The organism is Synechocystis sp. PCC 7509, assembly GCF_000332075.2.
Lineage (GTDB): Bacteria > Cyanobacteriota > Cyanobacteriia > Cyanobacteriales > Chroococcidiopsidaceae > Aliterella.
The window spans coordinates 2,697,005-2,716,306 of sequence record NZ_ALVU02000001.1 but is presented as its reverse complement, the minus strand read 5'-3'; the positions used below and the strand labels follow the sequence as shown (position 1 = coordinate 2,716,306).

Here is a 19,302-nt window from a genome sequence, read left to right as displayed (position 1 = left end):
ATCAGTGGTGGTGGCTAGAAACTTGGTTAAGCATTTCTGAATTGATGCCCAAATCGCTAGTATAAGGTGCTAAAAAGTCGTTGGGTGACTTTTCTGTAGGATTAAGAGCGATCGCGCTATTCAATGTATCTACCTGGGCGACTTGCTGCTCTTTTACCCACTGGTCAAAAACTTGCTGCGGTTCGACAATAACTTTAGTATTCATAGCGCCGTGATAGGGTCCGCATAGTTCCGCACAAATTAAAGGATAAGTTCCTTCCACGCGGGGAGTAAAGCGGATTGAAGTCTGGCGACCGGGGATCACGTCTTGCTTTAAACGAAATTCTGGAACCCAAAACGCATGAATTACATCGTTGGCGCTCATGTTGGCGATTACTTCTCGCCCAATCGGTACGTGCAGTTCGCTAGAAACAATTCCCGTATCAGGATAGGTAAAAATCCAGGCGTACTGCATCCCGGTAACGTTTACGGCAAATTCTGGTGACTTGCCTTCTCGATCTGGACTTGCGCCAATAGTGGGCGAAACAATCCCTAAACCAGGGGCATCATTTTTTTGCGGAATTTGGTCTGAGTTGCGAACGGCTGCTGTTGCGGGGTCTTGCATCGCTGCGTCAGACTTTTGTTGATTGGCGTTGTCGCTCAATGTTGCCGCGATCGCACTTCCAGGCATTTTCACAGCTTGAGACTGGGTTGCTGCTTGCATATCGTGGGGATCGAACCCACCAATGGAGTTGTAAACATCAAAGCTATAAATTGAGATGCCTAGTACAACGATCGCTGGAATTGCTGTCCAGAGAATTTCTAAGGGGACGTTGCCAAATACTGGCGCTGCGTCGGTGTTGTCGCCAGGAGTGCGGCGATACTTAAATGCTGAATAAATTAAAATGCCTTCAACTAGCAAAAATAGACCGATAGATACGGTCATCATCGTATTAAACAGACCGTCTACAAGTACAGCTTCATCGGTAGCAGCAACGGGTAGTAGTCCATGATTTTGACCATACCAGAGGCTGAATAAGGTCAGTACGATGCCTATAAGTAAAGTCCAAATAGAACTTGGGATTTTCACGGGTCTGTAATTTATATTTACGAATTTACTACTATTTCTAGTTTTACTCACTTACCACGTTAGTGCAGCTATTGGGCTTAGTGAGTTGGTTAAAATACTTTTTACTGATTTTCTTGGCGATCGCTACTTTTTTTTCCTGTCTCTCCTACTAACTCTTGCTTTGAGCTATTGTTAAGAAACGCAAAGATTGTTTACAGCCCTAGAGGAGGCAGGCAAATATAAAAGATCCTGAATAGCTGCAAATTAAAGCTTTAAAATCAAAATAAATTTTTACCCTCTCAAAGACTATGCGTTAGGGTGGAAGCAAGCCAGAAATCTTAAAATAATAAACTTTAATGGCTTATACAGATGGGCAGAAGGTATCGTCCATGACAGAATTTATTGTTCCGCAAACTAGCGCTGAGAGGCAAAACCGCTCAACGCCGCAAGATCGAATCCGGCGCTGGGTATGGAAGTTGTGTATTGCTACGCTAATTTTGATGGCAATTGGTAGCGCTACCCGCGTGATGAATGCAGGTTTAGCTTGTCCTGATTGGCCCTTGTGTTACGGTACGCTCGTGCCAAGAGCGCAAATGAATCTACAAGTATTTTTAGAGTGGTTTCATCGCTTAGATGCGGCGTTAATTGGGGTGGGAGCGATCGCATTAACCGTTACTTCTTGGTGGAATCGCCGTCAATTACCCAATTGGCTACCTTGGGCGGCTACTTTCTCCTTGGGTTTAATTATGTTTCAAGGCGTACTCGGCGGCTTAACAGTTACGCAATTACTACGTTTTGATATCGTAACTGCCCATTTAGGCACGGCATTATTATTTTTTATCACGCTGTTAGTTATGGGTACGGCGCTAACTCCGTATCAAGGGACGGGGACGGCGGGTAAATTGCCTTGGCTGGGCTTTACGGCAGCGATTTTAATATATTTGCAAAGTTTGCTCGGCGCTTTGGTTGCGTCGCGGTGGGCGCTGCATCAGTGTTTAACAGTTAAAGCTTTGTGTAGTGTGATGTACAGTCATATCGGCTTTGTAGTCTTACCTAGTTTGGCGATCATTACTGTAGTGTGGATGTCTTGGCGAACTCCGGCTTTACACCCCACTTTACGGCTATTGGCTAATATGGCGGGTGGGTTATTACTATTGCAAATTTTGTTAGGGATTGCTACCTTGCGCTTACATCTCCAAATAGAGCCTTTAACAGTAGCTCATCAAGTTGTAGGAGCAGCATTATTAGGATCTCTTGTTACTTTTGCCGTTTTGGGATGGCGCGATCGCGCTTCTTTGGTGACAGCACGTTGATTTAGATATTTACTTTCTGTTTGTTGTTTCAATGATTAAGGATTGAGTGTGAGCATGATCGGGACTAGCATTTCTCGCCGCCATGAAAATTTTGCCGAAGTTGTTCGCAGCTACTACCAGTTGACAAAGCCGAGAATTATCCCGCTATTGTTAATCACGACGGCTAGTAGTATGTGGATTGCAAGCAACGGAGAAGTAGATCCTTTATTGCTGCTAGTAACTCTTAGTGGTGGTACAAGTGCGGCGGCGGCGGCTCAAACTATTAACTGCATTTACGATCGCGATATTGATTATGCTATGGAACGTACCCGCCATCGTCCTTTGCCTTCCGGTAAGGTACAGCCGCGCGATGCGTTGATATTTGCGATCGCTCTGACCATACTTTCTTTTACTCTACTTACAGTATTTGCCAATTTACTCAGCGCACTACTCGCGATGTCTGGCATCGTCTTCTATGTGGCTATTTACACGCATTTGCTCAAACGCCATACCAGCCAAAATATTGTCATTGGTGGCGCGGCGGGGGCAATTCCTGCTTTAGTTGGTTGGGCGGCGGTTACAGGTACGTTGAGTTGGGCGGCTTGGGTAATATTTGCGATCGTGTTTTTGTGGACTCCTCCCCATTTTTGGGCGCTGGCGTTAATGATCCGCGATGATTATGCCAAAGTTGGCGTACCGATGCTTCCTGTGGTTGCAGGTAATGAGGAGACTACTAAGCAAATTTGGTTATATACCTTGGTTTTGATCCCTGCTACTTTTTTGCTCATTTATCCCTTAAATGTTTCTGGGATAGTTTACGGCGCTTTGGCGGCATTTTTGGCAACTATTTTTATCAAAAAAGCTTGGGCGTTGCGGCTTGAACCTGATAGTAAAGAATTAGCTAGAAGTTTGTTCTTTTACTCAATTATCTACATGATGGCTCTTTGCGCGGCGATGATTGTAGACTCTTTACCTTTTACTCATTACTTGGTTAATGCAATAGCCACAGCCTTTTAATGAGAGATGCGATCGCGCTTTTAATTTTGGAAGTGCGATCGCTCTACATAAAAAATAAATCTAAAATATTAAGGATAGACAGTTATTCCTACAGATGCTCAGATACTAACTTGTTTTATTCTTTGCCAACGGCTGACAATGATGTACCGTCCTCTTTATCTTGTCTGTTTAGATAAGCCTACGGGTGAAGTATTTATTTTAGCAGGCGAAGAAATGCAAATCTTGATCGATCGTACTGGTAAATGGAGGTTTGAACTATGAAGCCAAACTTTGAATCAATGAATAAAAAAGAATTGCGAGATTACCTGCTTCAGCATCGAGAAGATAGCGAAGTTGTCAGTGCTTATATTGAAAAATTGAGAGTAGAATCCAACTGGTTAACGTTTCCAGCTTTAACATCAGTGGAAGATTTAGACAATATTCCTGAGTTTCTTAACAAGCTCCGTCAAGATGGCGGAAAAGAAAAAGCGTAAATTAAATATCCAATCCCGTTAAAATAGAAATTGTTTAGAAATGTATATTTAGGGAGAAAGGCTGATGGCTCCCGCCGTAAAAATTGAAAACTTACAGAAAAGCTATGGCTCAGTAGAAGCAGTTAAAAATGTTTCGTTGCAAATTGAGCCAGGGGAAATATTTGGGCTTTTAGGTCCAAATGGAGCAGGAAAAACCACAACTTTGCGCGTATTGTGTACATTATCTACTCCAGACGCGGGAAAGGTTGAAGTATCGGGTGTTTCCGTTGTTGATAATCCCAGAATTGCTAGGCAAAAATTAGGTTATGTAGCTCAAGAAGTAGCTTTAGATAAGGTATTAACAGGGCGAGAACTCTTGCAATTGCAAGCATCGCTGTATCATTTGCCCAATAAGTCCGCAAGACAACGCATTAATGACGTAATCGGCTTATTAGGTTTAGGGGAATGGGCGGATAAACGTACTGGTACTTATTCTGGTGGGGTAAAAAAACGTATAGATTTAGCCGCCGGATTGCTTCACGCTCCCGATGTTTTAGTATTGGATGAACCAACGGTAGGGTTAGATATTGAAAGCCGCTTTGTAGTGTGGGACTTTTTGCGCCAACTCAAAGCCGCCGGAACTACAGTATTAATTACCAGTCATTATTTAGAAGAAATTGACGCTTTAGCCGACAAAGTAGCCATTATCGATCGCGGTGTGGTAATTGCGGCAGGAACGCCCACAGAATTAAAAGATAAACTAGGAGGCGATCGCATTACACTCCGTATCCGAGAGTTTTCCTCAAATCCTGAAGCTGAGAAAGCCAAAGATTTACTGCAAGCCTTACCTTTTGTGCAAGAAGTAATAATCAATAGCGCTCAAGGTAATTCTTTAAACTTAGTCGTTACTCCCCAAGCGGACGCACTAAGTAGTATCCAAAAATCGCTACTTGAGGCGGGTTTACCTACTTTTGGCATTGCCCAATCGCGCCCTAGTTTAGATGATGTCTACTTAGCAGCTACGGGGCGCACGTTGATGGATGCAGAGCTTGCGGCGGCAGGTAGTCGGGATTTGAAAGCAGAACGCAAGCAAAATATGAAGTAGATGATAAAAGTTTTTCCTAAGTAGAGATAACTATAAATGAGTAGTACGATTACACCTCCTAAGCCTCAAATAATTGCTCAACCAGGAGCATTTTCTCAATTAGATACTGCAAGCTCTAACGGTTTTGCCGATTTAGTTCAAGAAACTTTAGCTTTAACTCGCCGCTTGTTTATTCAATTGCAGCGTCGCCCATCAACTTTAGTCGCTGGAATTATTCAGCCTGTAATGTGGCTAGTTTTATTTGGGGCGTTATTTCAAAATGCGCCATCAGGATTATTTGGCAACAGTCACAGTTACGGACAGTTTCTCGGTGCGGGGGTAATTGTGTTTACAGCTTTTGCGGGGGCTTTAAATGCGGGTTTACCTGTAATGTTTGACCGCGAGTTTGGTTTTTTGAACCGCTTATTAGTTGCGCCTTTAGCTTCTAGATACTCTATTGTTCTAGCTTCAGCTTTATTTATTGTTAGTCAAAGCTTGTTGCAAGCGGCGGTAATTGTGGGTGCAGCAGCCTTATTAGGGGCGGGTTTGCCGAATCTAGCTGGGTTAAGTGCGATCGCCTTAATGGTCTTTTTACTAGCATTGGGCGTAACAGCTATTAGTTTGGGTTTAGCTTTTGCGTTACCCGGACATATTGAATTAATTGCCGTTATCTTTGTAACGAATTTACCTTTATTATTTGCCAGTACCGCCCTTGCACCATTATCATTTATGCCTCAATGGTTACAAGTAATAGCAAGTCTAAATCCTCTCAGCTATGCCATTGAGCCGATTCGTTACTTGTACCTAAATAACGATTGGGCTTTGAATAGTATAGTAATGCAAACTCCTTGGGCATCTGTTAGTTTTGGCGGAGCGATGCTAGTTTTGCTAGGCTTTAGTTTTATAGCGTTAATTAGCATTCAACCTCTATTAAAGAAATCACTTTCTTAGCAACCTTCTAAAAACTTATGAAACTTACAGCTAAATTACCACTTGTCGCTATAGCCGCTTTAGGCTTTTTTACGTTAATAACGCCCCAATTAGCCAAGGCGCAATCAACTGATGTCAATCCTTTACAAGACTTTCAACCCCAACAGGGCGATCCTTTTTCCTCTAGAAATGATAATCCTACGGGGAGTTTGTTTGATTTGATCCATCGCGCTCAACTAGGAAGTTCCCGTAGCGCCGAGGAATTTAACACTGAAAAAAATCAAAGTTTAAACGATGCGGCGGCGGAGTTTAGAAAAAAACAACAGCAGCGTATTCAAAATCCCAATCAAGTTGGTACGATAGACAGTAAAACTACAACTACTACACCGTCGTTACAGATTAATCTAGATAGATAGAATAGTAGAGGCGCAATACATTGCGCCCCTACTAACCCACCAAAAATTTAGGTGGTGTCAGCAAAAACATTTGACTATTACCGATAGGCGATCGCATTGTTGGTAAATTTAAACCAATAATTCCGGCTTTTTTTAAAATCAAAGCTTCCCTAGCTTCCCCCCAAACAAGCATTGATGCCCATTCCCCTAAATTTGGCTGATGACCAACTAAGGCTAGTTTGGTAGCTGATGGATATTGTTGTACTTCTAGCCAATTGAGCCAAGCATGAATGTTGCCATTGGGGGCAAGATCGGTAGATACTTGCAATTCGCCTTTTGGCTGCAAAAAGCTAAATATCTCCGCCGTTTGAAGACTTCGCACGAGCGGACTTGTTAAAATTACATCAAAGTGCAAACCCAAGTTATACAAACGTTTGGCGACTTCTTTTGTTTTATCTTGCCCAACTTTTGTTAAAGTGCGATCGTCATCATTAATTGTCAAGTTTCTTTCTTGGGCTATACCGTGACGAATTAAATATAGTTCCATTTACTCGGTTTGAATTGGATTATCTCTAGGACTAACTAACCTCAACAATTTTTGCTTAATTTGAGCGTCAAACACTTCCCACTTCATCCGCGCATAAGCAGAATTTTCATTAAAGCCAGATAAAAAGCCCATTGGAATCTCAAACCCACCCGCTCCAGTACGTCCACCGCCAAAAAATCGCCCTTGGCTATCTTGCCCAAAGGCTTCTTTAATAAACTCATCGGGATCGAGAGTTAGTTTAGTAGTTCGCAAAGAACCAATTACAACTTCTAATTCCTCATCTTCATCGTGAACGATGCCAAAAACTACCGCCGTATGGACGTTTTCTTCAGTAACTAAAAAGTCCGCCGCTTGGGGAATTGCATCGCGGTCTTCGTAGCGCAAGTAACCAACGCCAGCAATAGAAAAGTTATTTTGCACAATCCGATTTTTCAGACTGCGCTCGATTACATCCATTACTCGTTTAGAGCGATTTGCTTGGAGTACGGCGTTGAGTAATTGAGAGTCGTAAAACCTACTTAAATAACCCGCAGCTAAAAAGTCTTCTTCTTGAGCTTGCATCAGTCTATTAGTATCCGATCGCAAACCGTGCATTAAAGCTGTAGCACATTTGACGTGATTGTTGATACTACTATCTAAAGTCAGCAATCCCGCCTGCAAGTATTGAGTAAAAATTGTTGCAGTAGCTCGAATTGAGGGGCGCAAGTCGCTAAACTCAGCTTTAAGTTCGCCTTGCAAGCTATGGTGATCTACTAATACTGTTAAGGGAATTCTTGCTTCTTGTACCAAGGGCATTAATTGGCTAGTTGTTCCCTGGTTATCAATAAGCGCGTAACCATTATAAACCGATAAGTCTTTGTTTTTAGCGTTTTGTAGCGTCCACCGTTGGGCGGGTAAACCTGTCAGTTTAACTAAGGCAATATTTTCTTGATGGCTCAAAGTACCAGCATAGACAATATCGCACTGAATATCGTATTGTTCGGCGATTAGTTGATACGCCCAAGCACAGGATAGAGCGTCAGGATCGGGAAAATCTTGGAGAATTACTAACTGGCGATCGTGTTGATGTCTTTCAAAGGTTTGCCGAAGCGCGTCTATTTTCTGGCTGGGTAATAAGCTGCAACGCTGTCCTGTATGAGACGCAGTTTCAATATTAGCTGGTGGTGTGGATTGTAGAAAGTCAGTATTCGGTTGGATATCGATATTATCTTTTGGAATTGGCTCTAAAGTTATTGGTAGATGATCGAATACTTTTAAGGAGTTTGAGTGCATATCAGTTTAGTTCGTGGATGTGAGGAGGAATTTAAAAAAAAGATAGAAATAAACAATTTAACAATTTGCGCCACACATTACGATCTTTACAGATAATTAGCAATTCAACATCCTCCATACCAAGATATTTCTTAAGATAGAATTTTTAGGGAAAAAATTGTAGGCAATACAAATCTTATTGCCTACAATCTCGTTTTATACTCGCCCTCCGTATTGAACGGGTAATAAGGCTTTGGCGGTTTCTTTTGGTTGCAGTTGTAAAGCTGCATGATACGACCAGTAAGGATCGCGGAGCATTTCTCTTGCTAAAAGTACAATATCTGCTTGGTTGCTTTGAATAATTTGTTCGGCTTGGTTGGCTTCGGTAATCGAACCTACGGCGGCGGTGGCTATTTGGGCTTGGGTGCGGATTTTTTCGGCAAATGGTACTTGCCAACCGGGCCCAATAGGATAGTTTTTGTAGTCGGGAGAATTAAAGCCAGAACTACAATCAATTAAGTCTACTCCTTCGGCTTTGAGTTTTTTGGCGAGTTCTACGGAGTCTTCTATTGTCCAGCCTTTTTCTACCCAATCTGAGCAGGATAACCTGGCAGTAAATGGCAATCTTTCGGGCCAAACTTCTCTGGCGGCGCGGGTGGTTTCAATAATAAACCGAATTCTATTCTCAAAGCTACCGCCGTATTCGTCGGTGCGTTTGTTTGATAGTGGTGAGTAAAAGCTATGTCCTAGGTAACCGTGAGCAAAATGTAACTCTAACCACTCGTAACCTGCTTCTAGGCTTCTCACAGTGGCAGAACGAAAGGCTTTTTGTACTTCTAGAATGTCTTCCATGGTCATTTTTTTGGGAATACGCCATATTTCTTCCCCAAAGGCGATCGCACTTGGTGCTATGGTTTCCCATCCTTGTTCGTCGTCTTTGAGGGAGTGTCCGCCGTCCCAAGGGCGCGCGGTGCTGGCTTTTCTCCCGGCATGGGCAATTTGAATTGCTGGGACTGCTCCCTGTTCTTTAATAAATTTGTTGATGCGGTACAGTGGTTCTACGTGCTTGTCTGCCCATATTCCGGCATCTCCTGGTGATATTCTTCCTCTTGCTTCTACGGCGGTGGCTTCGGCGATAACAAGTCCTGCTCCCCCTACGGCGCGAGAACCTAGGTTTACTAAGTGCCAGTCTGTGGCTACGCCATCAATAGAACTGTATTGGCACATTGGGGAAACTCCGATGCGGTTGCGGAGGGTGATGTCTTTGAGTTTGTAAGGATCGAATAGGTTTGTCATTGTTCTTTTTGTGTTTGGGTTTGTTTTACAAGGTTTATCTTAGGAAAAACCGAATATGGGGGGTCTGCCCCCCAAACCCCCCATTGGGGGACGAGTTGCCTCCCCCAAACCCCCTGCAAAAGTGTTCTGTCTTGGTGTACGGCAAATGTCGGCAATAGACCTCTTTTTTCGGTGGGTACGGGAGTTATCTGTAATTCTGGTTTTTAGTAGTGTCTTGGTGCTTTAACCGTTTACTAAGCTCAGGTCTGAGTAGCAAGGGTCTTGTCTTGGTGTACGGCAAATGTCGGCAATAGACCTCTTTTTTTGGTGGGTACGGGAGTTCTCTGTAAGTCTGGTCTTTCGGTGCTTTGGGCTTTAACCGTTTACTGCGCTCATGTCTGAGTAGCGATCGCCCATTACACTATCTTTTGGCGCTACTTCTTCTAAACTCTGTAATTCCCCTGCTGTCAATTCAACTTTGGTGACAGCTATGTTTTCCTCTAAATAAATACGACGTTTTGTTCCGGGAATCGGCACAATTTCTTTACTTTTTGCCAGCAACCACGCTAATGCTAGTTGTCCTGGGGTTACTCCTTTTTCTATCGCTATCTCTTTAACTTTTTCTACTAATTGCAAGTTTTTTTTGAAGTTCTCTCCCTGAAATCTTGGCGAGTTTCTTCGGTAATCGTCGGCGGCTAAATCATCCAAGCTTGTTACTGTTCCTGACAAAAATCCTCTCCCTAACGGGCTATACGCTACTAACCCAATTCCCAATTCCTGAATTGTGGGGATAATCTCGTCTTCTATATCTCTGCTCCACAATGAATACTCTGACTGCAATGCACTAATTGGATGCACGCTTGCAGCCCGTCTAATTGTGGCGGCGCTGGCTTCCGATAACCCGACGTAACGTACTTTCCCTTGCTTTACAAGTTCCGCCATTGCCCCTACAGTGTCTTCAATTGGCACGGTGGGATCTACTCGGTGCTGATAGTACAAATCTATATAGTCAGTATTCAAACGCTTTAAGGATGCTTCGCAAGCATTACGAACGTACTCAGGACTTCCACTAATTCCCCGAAAGCTATTGTCTTCGCCCCGTTGAATGCCGAATTTTGTTGCCAGTATTACTTGCTCTCGATACTGAGAAATCGCTCTCCCCACTAATTCCTCGTTTTCACCCCGTCCATACATATCTGCGGTATCTAAAAAATTTACTCCCAATTCCAAAGCGCGGTGAATTGTCGCTATAGATTCGCTTTCGTCTCTTTTTCCGTAAAACTCGGACATCCCCATACATCCAAGTCCTAGTTCCGATACGGTCAATCCTTGATTGCCTAGTTTACGTTGTTTCATTGATTTACTCCTCTTAAAGTTGAATACAAATTTTGCCGAAGTGTGCGCCACTTTCCATGTATGTCAAGGCTTCTCTGGCAGATTCTAAGGGAAACACGCGATCGCATATTGGACGAATTTTGTGCAAGGCTATAGCTCTATTCATGTCCTCAAACATCTCTCTAGAACCTACATAAATACCTTGCACTCTCACGCTTTTCATTAAAATAGATCCGGTACTAATTTCTCCTTTTCCACCTGTCAAAACGCCAATCATACTAATTTGTCCCCCATAACCAACCGCCTTTAACGACTCGTTTAATGTCCCCGCGCCGCCTACTTCTACTACATGATCAACGCCTCCAGTTATTTCTTGGACTTTTTTACCCCAATCTGGTGTTTGTTTGTAGTTAATGGTTTCTGTGACTCCTAAGCTTTGCAATCTTTCTAGCTTTTCGTCGCTGCTGGAAGTTGCAATAACTTTTGCTCCTAATACTTGGGCAAACTGTAAGGCAAATATCGAAACTCCCCCTGTACCCTGAATTAAAACGCTATCCCCAGCTTTTACGTTTCCTTCTAAAGCATTCCAAGCTGTCACCGCCGCACAAGGTAAGGTAGCTGCTTCAACATCGGTCAAATGTTCGGGTACAGGAACAACTCCATCCTCGTCTAACACTGCATACTCTGCCAGTAAACCATCTATCACTCCACCTAATGCCGATTGCGCTTTTGCTTCGGTAAATTTGCCACTTAGCCACTTTTGAAAAAATATCCCCGCTACGCGATCGCCTACTTTTACTCGCATTACCCCTTTTCCTAGCGCCACAACTTCCCCCATTCCATCCGAAAAAGGAATTAACGGCAATGGTAAGTTGGGATTATACAAGCCCTTTACTACCATTAAATCCCGGTAATTTAAGGAAACTGCCTGCAATTTAACTAATACTTGTCCGTATCCTGGACTTGGATCGGGTCGTTCTATGAGTTTTAGAGAGTCTAAGCCGAAGCTGTTTTGAATCTCAAATGCTTTCATTGGTACTTTACCTTTTATTAACCTTAACGCTAACGTCAGTTTGCCCTCAAAAAAATTACTAGCTGCTAAGTTCCTTAATTTGCTGCTTGATTCTAAGGATATTTGTCTCTAAGTCCGAACGAAAATTTCCCAGGGCGGCAATCTTTTCATCCGTTTCTTGGAGATGAAATTGCAGAATTTCTAACACTTTCTGTTTACCTTTTATACCTGTCCGGTCTTCAAAATACAAGTCAATAACGGTGGTAATTTCTTCTAGTGTCAATCCCAGCGACTTCAGACAATCGATTTTTTGCAGTTTGGCAACTTCAGTTTGCGTATAATACCGAAAACCTTTGCCTTCCCGCTCGTTAGGACTTAATAGCCCTAAGTTTTCGTAGTAGCGAATTGTTCTTGGAGTTACCCCAGCAATTGCTGCTAATTCTCCAATCCGCATCTTATCGGTCACTTTGCTTGGTCAACAACATTGACGTTAACGTTAACTTGATGGTAATAAGTTTTGAGTAAAAGTGTCAAGCAAAATTTATTAAGGCAAAGGCAAACACACGTTAAAGCTAGTTCTACCAGGGTTAGAGTCTATAGTAATTGAGCCGTGATGTCGATTTTCGACAATGCGGCGCACCATCTCTAATCCTAGTCCTGTACCTTTACCTACGGGTTTTGTGGTGAAAAATGGCTCAAAAATCCGCGATCGCAGTTCTTCAGGAATTCCCGTACCCGAATCAGTAATTGTGACTATTAAGAAGTTGCCTTTATTTTTAGTGGCTAGTTCGAGAATGCCTTTGTTATCCATCGCATCAACGGCATTATCAATTAAATTTGTCCAAACTTGATTTAATTCGCTACCATACGCCAAAATTTTGGGAATTGTGTTGTCATACGACCGTTTCACCGTAACGCCTTGCTTTAGGTTGCAGGAAAAAAGCCGCAGCGTATCTTCAATTCCTTGATGGATATCTACAAGTTGTTGCGCTCCTTGGTCAAGATGAGAGTAAGATTTCATCGATTGCACCAGTTCCAAAATCCGTTCAGCACTCCGTAAGCCGCCTTTAATAGTAGACATAACCTCAAAAGATAGTCCTAGCCAGCGCACCCCCATGTCTTTTAGTTCGGTGGGATCGTTGCGCCAGGGTGCGGTTAATTGTTCTAAAGTCTTAATCTCAATCCCCGATTCGGCTAAGGGTGTTGCTAAGTTCCAAGCGTCTTCAATTCCGTAGTCTTCTAGCCAGTGTGAAAGCTTATCTTCACGATCGCCTAGTGTTACAGGATCGACTAGCCGATTTACAATTGCCTCATAACCGCGATCGCGTACCCCAGTCCATTGCTTAATTTCTGCCTCACTAAGCCCTGCTTGTCCAGTAACTAAATTCATCCGTTGCAATTCAATTAAAGCCGGAGTCACGTCTTTAAGAGCGCGTACTAGGGCGGCGGCGGGGTTATTTAGTTCGTGAGCAAGTCCCGCCGCCAAAGTTCCCAAAGCTGCCATTTTTTCCCGACTGCGGATAAAAGACTCTAACCCGCGCGATCGTGCTGTTACAGCTTGAAAAATTATTCTTTCAAAAGCGCGACACTCATGCAATAAGTTCAAGAAATCTTCTTCACTAAGTCGATGTAAGCGACCATCGGTAAAACTTCGTAACGTAACTGGGACTAATTCGCCTGTAAGAATCTGCGTTTCCCCAAAAAATGCTGGTGCTTCCATTTGTCCGATGGGCATTTCCACACCTTCACTGTGACGAGTTACCCCAATGCGTCCCTCCGTTAAAATATAAAAGCCCAGCGATGAATCCCCTTCTCGAACTAATACATCTCCCTTTTTCACTTCAATCGCTTCAGCGCGATCACATACCCAATCTATTCGCTCAGTAGGCAATACTTGAAACAACTCTAGCTTTAACAACTCTTGAGTACAGAGCATGAGTTTATTTTGGCAACATTGGTAAATAGCCTAGCAATTTTGCTCAAATATAGGTTAAAAACCAAGCAGCAACAGAAGTATGATCGGTTTGACGGGAACGTTGTAAACCTTCTTCGAGTAAGGCGAATTTTAGGTTTGGCAATACCACAGACTTGCTAATTCTTTGACTACCACCACTAGGAACGATTTTAAAGGCAGTAACTCGCGCCTTGTTAACATCTACTACCCAGTATTCAGCAATGGCTAAATCTTCATAAATTAAACGTTTTTGTCCCAAATCGTCAGCCAAGGAAGTATTGGCAATTTCAATCACCAAATCGGGGAGTGCTACATTATCGAGATTTGCTACTGAGCTTCCTGTAGGAGCTAACTTAGCTCGTTCTCCCAAGTAGTAAGATACATCTGGCTGAATTTCTTTTTCCCCTGGTTTTTGATAGCTACAGTTAATCAGTAAATTCAATGGTATGTTTTTAGCGATCGCAAACTGATTGACTAAAGTTACAACTATTCCGTTATCGCGGGAATGGTCAGATCCAACTGGTGGCATTTCAATCCTTAACTGTCCATTGTCGTAGTAACATTTAGCCTTTTCATACTCTGGCGCTTGAATAAGCTGGCTAAACTCTTTCCAAGTGCAGTCAATCCAAGTATCTATTGGTAATTTTATTTGTAGTTCATTCATACACCACTATTTTGGTTAGACATTATTAGCTATTTTCCAACATTGACTTGCGATCGCCCAATCTTCCTGAGCTTCAATAACTAAAACTCTCGCTACTGAATCATTAGTAGCAATATCAACATCTACAGGCGAATTAACATTTTTTTCTGCGTCAATTTTTATGCCCATAAATCCCAAGGCTTCACAAGCTAAGGCTCTTATTGGTGGCTGATGTTCCCCTACACCGCCTGTAAAAGCGATCGCATCAGCGCCACCTAAAGTAACTAACATAGCTCCAATATGCTGACAAAGCGAGTTCACGTACATATCAAAAGCTAATTGAGCGCGAGTATTATCTTTAGCTGCAATAATTTGGCGCATATCGTTTGATAAGCCCGAAATACCTTTTAATCCTGAAGCAATGTTTAGCATTTCATCGAGCTTATCTGCGTTATAACCTTGGCGTAGTAGATGAATTAAAATCCCTGGATCGACGCTACCGGAGCGGCTACCCATCATTAACCCATCTAAAGGAGTAAAACCCATCGTTGTATCAATGCTTATTCCGCCGCGAATCGCCGCAATTGAGCAGCCATTGCCCAAATGACAAGTAATTAGACGCAAAAACTCTATATCTTTATTCAACAATTGAGCAGTACGATGGGCGCAATATTCATGATTAATCCCGTGAAAACCATAGCGGCGAATACCTTGCTCAAAAAATGAGTAAGGAATCGGATAAACCGCCGCTTTTGCTGGTAATTGACTATGAAAAGCTGTATCAAATACTGCTACTTGCGGCACTTCTGGTAATATTTGCTCAATGGTAGTAATTCCTTCTAAGTTAACTGGGTTGTGGATGGGTGCAAAACTAGCAAGACGAGAAATTGCTTCTTTCACTCTTTGAGTAACTATCGTTGCTTCACGGTAATCTTCCCCGCCATGTACTACCCGATGACCAACTATATTAATTTCTGATAAATTGTCAATTACTCGTGTATCGCCTTTGTATAAAGTATCGAGCAGATGAGACATTACCGCCGTGCGATCGTTACTTGATAACTCTGCTCTATACTCACCTTGATTACTTTTAACTTTAAGTTCTGCTATCCCTTCAAAGTAAGTCCAATCAATTTTAGCTGACCATAATGGCTTTAAAGCCAAATCTGGTAGATTATCGCCTATTTGGTACAAGCAACTTTTTTGACTGCTAGAACCCGCGTTTAATACTAATATTTTCATATTTTTTTAGCTTACAACTCCCACCCATACCAAAAAAAGCCTATTGAGGCTGACAACTTTTCGCATCTACCCTGAGAAGTTGCTTATCAGACCTCTTAGAATAGATATAGTTATTAAAATATATAAACCTTTACCCTAATACTTGACTTCGCGTTTTCAGATGACTTAGTTATTTGTATTTAGCCTTTGCCACAAAGGTTTGCAACGCACTTGTTGGGCGGCGGAATAATTACCCCGCCAATCTTTGCCAGAAAGCAGAGTGTTAGAGCTAGTAGAGGGAGGTATTTATTCCTTCAGAGGCGGTTATGGCGGTCAATTTTGCCCGAACTTCTACTTCAATTCAATGTTTGCAGCAAGTTTTTACGACTATCGATGCTGAAAGTTGTCCCCATCACTTCAACTTTCATATGCACACGGTATATTCTGATGGCAAATTTCAGCCAGAAGAATTAATTGATTGCGCTATTGCTATTGGTTTGCAAGGTTTAGCAATTACCGATCACCATACGATTCTAGGCTATAAAACGGCGCAACGTTATTTAGAAGACTGGAAATGGAGTCACCCCCAAACGCAGAATCCCGCACCGCAGTTGTGGAGTGGGGTAGAAATTAATGCCCGTATTCTCAACATTGAAGTACATATTCTTGGTTACGGCTTTGAACCATCCCACCCAAGCTTACAGCCTTATTTGCAAAGAGGCGCAGTTAAAGGAGAGGGCTATCAAGCGGCGAATGTTATTGCTTCTATTCACCAAGCAGGAGGGCTTGCAGTCCTTGCTCACCCAGCGCGTTACAAAAAGTCTCACTTCGAGCTAATCCCGGCGATCGCCCAATTAGGTATCGATGGAGTAGAAACCTACTATGCTTACAATAACCCCAATCCTTGGAAACCTAGCCCCACCGAAACCCAACAAGTACAAAACCTTGCTGCTATTCATGGCTTGTTAAGTACTTGCGGTACTGATACTCACGGACGCAACTTACTTCAGCGCCTTTAAAAATGCTACGACTTCTCTAAAAAAATAACCTTCTCATAAATAAGAAGGTTTTGTAAAGCATTATTAATAATATTAGACTGTTCAGCTTTAAAAAGAAGCCATGATTGTAATAATACTGACACTTGTTAAAGCCACTGCAACGCCCATAGCTATTGTGGAGCCTAAGTTGGTTGGTTTTTGTGTAGTTTTCATGATGACTTTTAAGTAATTTTACTGATATTATTAAATTATCAGATTACTTGCAACTCTACACATAAAAGTATAAAAACTTTAATATAGTTAAGGTTTTTTAACATAGCGGCGTGTAACTACTCCGCTATGGATAGAAAAAAAGACGCACCGTAGTACGTCTTTCAAAGTATTAAAACCTTGTTTTTAGATCCATTTACCGCCTCTAAACCGCCATCGGGGGAATAGTATCCGCATAACAGCCCAAGATAAGAAATAAGCGACTATAGAAACTGCCGTATAGTGGACAATAAACCAAGGTAAGTCAAATACGGTGCGGTCTATAAAAGGTAAGCCGACAAACTTGAGTAGCAATCCTAAAACAATGCCTTCGGCAATGCAGGCAAAAAATTGAAAAGCACCGGGCCAGTCGTGATCCCACAAATACTGCTGCAAGTAGTTGTAAAGAATATCCCAAAGTAAGCCTAAAACGCCTACCCAAAAAATGACCCAAAAGAAAATTGGGTGAAAACTATAGTTACCCGCCGCCGGGCCAATTAAGCCAAAAGCAAAAGGTAAGCTAACAATTAATCCAATTGTGGCAAGCAGAAATATTCGCGTTTGCCAACGTCCAAATAAAATAGGTGTCATGGTGTTTGATTAGTTGCCCACTTAATCCATTGAATGAAAGAACCCAAACCATTGAGGCGACTTGCTTTTGGTGCGCGATTTCTGGCTAAACCATCCGCCGCACACTGCGCCGCATACTGCAACCCTAAAAACGTATCTACGGGCGCGTAGGGTCCACCTAAAGTCATTACCCCGGCTGCATACATCCGCGCGCGATCATTTCGCATCTCTACAAGCTCAAAGTCATTAGCAACGTGCAACCGTCCTAAAGGGTTGAGCGGTAAGTTGTAATGAGTAACCAAATCGTTGAGAAAAGGACTTTCCGATGGCTTGGCATCAAGACCTGTAGAGTCGATAACAAAGTCAGCATTGAGCTTGCTTTCACCTTTAATATTGCTAGTTTCTAAATAAGTAACTAAGCGCCCTTTATCGTCTTGCTCAACTCGGTCAACTTTACCAAACGCAATCGAGTACCATCCTTCTTGCAATCCACCACTCACAATCTTTTTCCAGTCTGTGCGATCGGCGGTAGTAGTCCCGCCCCAATCGGTAAGCAAGCGCTGGCGTTCGACAGGACTGCCTTCCTCTAAGCGTTTCTTCATGTCACCCCCCCAAGTACCTTTAGGCCAGTTGTAGGGCTGAAATTCCCACTGATTTTCGGTTTTGCGCTGGGCAACTCCAAACTTATTACCTTCAGGTTTTGGCGATCGCATTAAGTGCAAAATTGTAATATTGGGATTTTGGCGGCGAATTTCTGATATGCGCTGAATAATTCGGGAGGCTACAATGCCTCGACCCCGAATAATTACACTACCCCCTTTGGTAGTTAAATGTTTGTAAACGTGTTCGTGTTCTTCGTAAGCATTGACTACAGATTTAAAATCGCGATATTTTTCCCGGTAAGCCTGCAAGTCTGGGAGAAACTTAATCGCTGGATAACCCGGAGCCATCTGGATGTAACGAGTGATTAAAAAGCGGTGATCTTGGCGATCTCCCTGGGTGCGAGAATAAGCAATAACATAACGCCCATCTTCGGTTTTGCGAATTGCCCGGAAACGTCCGTAACGCAGCATTTTTTCCCAGCCAATTCTTGTCGCTTCCCGGTCTACGGAGGCAAATACATCGCCGGACTTTGGCGTATAAGTATCTGCCAATACTGGCTCAGAAAATACCTGCCACAGATGTTTAATTGACGAACCAATTTGTCCTCTAAAAAATTCTTTAAACGACTCTCTCCACGCATACCCTGGCCAGCCCCAAATATTGTCTGGGCAAGAGTCTGAACCCGATCGCAGCCGCTCGTGGGCGGGAATTTGCGAATTTTGACACAAACGCTGATAGCGACCGTAGGGCTTTTGCTCAATCCCTAACACGACAATTTGATCGGCTTTGACACCAAAGCAGCGCATGGTATCAACCCAAGTAAAACTACCCATTCCCGCCCCTAAGCTTACATAGTCGCTTTCTTCAATGGGTAGCCCGGCGGCATTAATATCAGCAATGGATACTCTTTCGGCGGCAAAACACGCTGGCGGAAAAGCGCTCCCAGGAGTGCTAATTTCTTGCGGGATAATAGCTTGAGCTTCTAGAATGTCTGTTTCTAGATTGAAAACAATGGTAGAAGAAGGAACGATAAATTCCGTCGCTGAGGGGTCGCCGATGACAACTTCTGTCGCCTCGATATTATTTACCATCGACTCAATAGTTACGGTAATTTCGTAAGCCCCTAGTTTGAGGGTATCGCCACTATTTAAAGCCTGGCTCGATTGGGTAATGCGAAGTCCATTTACTAGCGTACCATTGGCGCTGCGATCCTCAATGGTCAGTTGCCCGTTACTAGCGGTAATTAAGGCATGAAAGCGCGAAACTTGCTTGCTGGCAAGAATAATTGGCGAAACTGGCTGCTCGTTAATCGTTGGCGGAATTTGACTTGATTCTCTACCAAAAGCAATCGGCGCTGATAAACGTGGTTCAAATAACTCCCCGGAAGTGGGGTCTTCCCAGCTTAATTGAATTTCCATAAGGGTGT

Annotated in this window: 21 protein-coding genes; 9 read left to right on the top strand and 12 right to left on the bottom strand. The window is 42.9% G+C overall.

Going from position 1 to position 19,302, the window contains the following annotated elements:
- Position 1: 1 nt before the first annotated feature.
- A complete protein-coding gene (locus SYN7509_RS0213560; RefSeq protein WP_009633241.1) occupies positions 2-1,069 on the bottom strand; it encodes a cytochrome c oxidase subunit II in 1,068 nt (355 codons plus the stop codon).
- A gap of 368 nt (positions 1,070-1,437) precedes the next feature.
- On the opposite strand from SYN7509_RS0213560, the gene SYN7509_RS0213555 reads away from it, so the two are divergent.
- The 7 genes from SYN7509_RS0213555 (at position 1,438) to SYN7509_RS25920 (ending at position 6,239) form a co-directional block, all read left to right on the top strand.
- Positions 1,438-2,361, top strand: a complete 924-nt coding sequence (locus SYN7509_RS0213555) for a COX15/CtaA family protein (protein WP_038020944.1) — start codon at positions 1,438-1,440, stop codon at positions 2,359-2,361.
- 54 nt (positions 2,362-2,415) lie between these two features.
- Entirely contained in the window at positions 2,416-3,357 is a 942-nt protein-coding gene (locus SYN7509_RS0213550; protein ID WP_009633239.1) for a heme o synthase, read from the top strand.
- Positions 3,358-3,441: 84 nt separating this feature from the next.
- Positions 3,442-3,618: a DUF6888 family protein gene (locus SYN7509_RS31335; protein WP_432205686.1), complete on the top strand. Its 177-nt coding sequence runs from the start codon at positions 3,442-3,444 to the stop codon at positions 3,616-3,618.
- On the top strand, positions 3,615-3,830 hold the full coding sequence (locus SYN7509_RS0213540; RefSeq protein WP_009633237.1) for a DUF6887 family protein: 216 nt from the start codon (positions 3,615-3,617) through the stop codon (positions 3,828-3,830). The genes SYN7509_RS31335 and SYN7509_RS0213540 overlap by 4 nt, the downstream gene beginning before the upstream one ends.
- Positions 3,831-3,894: 64 nt before the next feature.
- The gene (locus SYN7509_RS0213535) at positions 3,895-4,914 is read left to right on the top strand and encodes an ABC transporter ATP-binding protein (RefSeq protein ID WP_009633236.1); all 1,020 of its coding nucleotides are present in this window, start codon (positions 3,895-3,897) and stop codon (positions 4,912-4,914) included.
- Positions 4,915-4,950: 36 nt separating this feature from the next.
- A complete protein-coding gene (locus SYN7509_RS0213530) occupies positions 4,951-5,844 on the top strand; it encodes an ABC transporter permease (RefSeq protein ID WP_009633235.1) in 894 nt (297 codons plus the stop codon).
- 17 nt (positions 5,845-5,861) lie between these two features.
- Positions 5,862-6,239, top strand: a complete 378-nt coding sequence (locus SYN7509_RS25920; protein ID WP_009633234.1) for a hypothetical protein — start codon at positions 5,862-5,864, stop codon at positions 6,237-6,239.
- A gap of 31 nt (positions 6,240-6,270) precedes the next feature.
- Here the strand turns inward: SYN7509_RS25920 and sixA are convergent, their stop codons facing one another.
- The 3 genes from sixA to SYN7509_RS0213510 all read right to left on the bottom strand — a co-directional run bounded on the left by sixA (position 6,271) and on the right by SYN7509_RS0213510 (position 9,312).
- Positions 6,271-6,765 (bottom strand): phosphohistidine phosphatase SixA, encoded by a 495-nt coding sequence (gene sixA / locus SYN7509_RS0213520; RefSeq protein ID WP_009633233.1) that lies wholly within the window; start codon positions 6,763-6,765, stop codon positions 6,271-6,273.
- Complete coding sequence (locus SYN7509_RS0213515) at positions 6,766-8,037, bottom strand: DHH family phosphoesterase (protein ID WP_009633232.1); 1,272 nt, start codon at positions 8,035-8,037, stop codon at positions 6,766-6,768. It lies immediately after the preceding gene.
- Positions 8,038-8,232: 195 nt separating this feature from the next.
- A complete protein-coding gene (locus tag SYN7509_RS0213510; RefSeq protein ID WP_009633231.1) occupies positions 8,233-9,312 on the bottom strand; it encodes an NADH:flavin oxidoreductase/NADH oxidase in 1,080 nt (359 codons plus the stop codon).
- 55 nt (positions 9,313-9,367) lie between these two features.
- Here SYN7509_RS0213510 and SYN7509_RS30150 point away from each other — a divergent pair, with 55 nt between their 5' ends.
- Positions 9,368-9,538 (top strand): hypothetical protein, encoded by a 171-nt coding sequence (locus SYN7509_RS30150; RefSeq protein WP_158506153.1) that lies wholly within the window; start codon positions 9,368-9,370, stop codon positions 9,536-9,538.
- 128 nt (positions 9,539-9,666) lie between these two features.
- Here SYN7509_RS30150 and SYN7509_RS0213505 read toward each other — a convergent pair whose 3' ends face one another.
- The 6 genes from SYN7509_RS0213505 to SYN7509_RS0213480 all read right to left on the bottom strand — a co-directional run bounded on the left by SYN7509_RS0213505 (position 9,667) and on the right by SYN7509_RS0213480 (position 15,477).
- A complete protein-coding gene (locus tag SYN7509_RS0213505) occupies positions 9,667-10,647 on the bottom strand; it encodes an aldo/keto reductase (RefSeq protein WP_009631375.1) in 981 nt (326 codons plus the stop codon).
- 13 nt (positions 10,648-10,660) lie between these two features.
- Positions 10,661-11,659: a zinc-dependent alcohol dehydrogenase family protein gene (locus SYN7509_RS0213500; RefSeq protein ID WP_009631374.1), complete on the bottom strand. Its 999-nt coding sequence runs from the start codon at positions 11,657-11,659 to the stop codon at positions 10,661-10,663.
- A 58-nt stretch (positions 11,660-11,717) separates the two neighbouring features.
- Positions 11,718-12,104 carry a MerR family transcriptional regulator gene (locus SYN7509_RS0213495; RefSeq protein WP_304412698.1) on the bottom strand — a complete coding sequence of 129 codons (387 nt, stop codon included), beginning with the start codon at positions 12,102-12,104 and terminating at the stop codon, positions 11,718-11,720.
- A gap of 78 nt (positions 12,105-12,182) precedes the next feature.
- Positions 12,183-13,574, bottom strand: coding sequence for a sensor histidine kinase (locus tag SYN7509_RS0213490; protein ID WP_009631372.1), 1,392 nt, complete (start codon positions 13,572-13,574; stop codon positions 12,183-12,185).
- Between the two features lie 43 nt (positions 13,575-13,617).
- The gene (locus SYN7509_RS0213485) at positions 13,618-14,256 is read right to left on the bottom strand and encodes a Uma2 family endonuclease (RefSeq protein ID WP_009631371.1); all 639 of its coding nucleotides are present in this window, start codon (positions 14,254-14,256) and stop codon (positions 13,618-13,620) included.
- A 15-nt stretch (positions 14,257-14,271) separates the two neighbouring features.
- Positions 14,272-15,477 (bottom strand): acetate kinase, encoded by a 1,206-nt coding sequence (locus SYN7509_RS0213480; protein WP_009631370.1) that lies wholly within the window; start codon positions 15,475-15,477, stop codon positions 14,272-14,274.
- A 305-nt stretch (positions 15,478-15,782) separates the two neighbouring features.
- Between SYN7509_RS0213480 and SYN7509_RS0213475 the strand changes: the two genes are divergently transcribed.
- Positions 15,783-16,475, top strand: a complete 693-nt coding sequence (locus tag SYN7509_RS0213475) for a PHP domain-containing protein (protein WP_009631369.1) — start codon at positions 15,783-15,785, stop codon at positions 16,473-16,475.
- 375 nt (positions 16,476-16,850) lie between these two features.
- Here the strand turns inward: SYN7509_RS0213475 and SYN7509_RS0213465 are convergent, their stop codons facing one another.
- A complete protein-coding gene (locus tag SYN7509_RS0213465; protein ID WP_009631368.1) occupies positions 16,851-17,294 on the bottom strand; it encodes a hypothetical protein in 444 nt (147 codons plus the stop codon).
- The gene (locus SYN7509_RS0213460) at positions 17,291-19,294 is read right to left on the bottom strand and encodes an FHA domain-containing protein (protein ID WP_009631367.1); all 2,004 of its coding nucleotides are present in this window, start codon (positions 19,292-19,294) and stop codon (positions 17,291-17,293) included. Before SYN7509_RS0213460 ends, SYN7509_RS0213465 begins: the two co-directional genes overlap by 4 nt.
- Between the last annotated feature and the right edge of the window lie 8 nt (positions 19,295-19,302).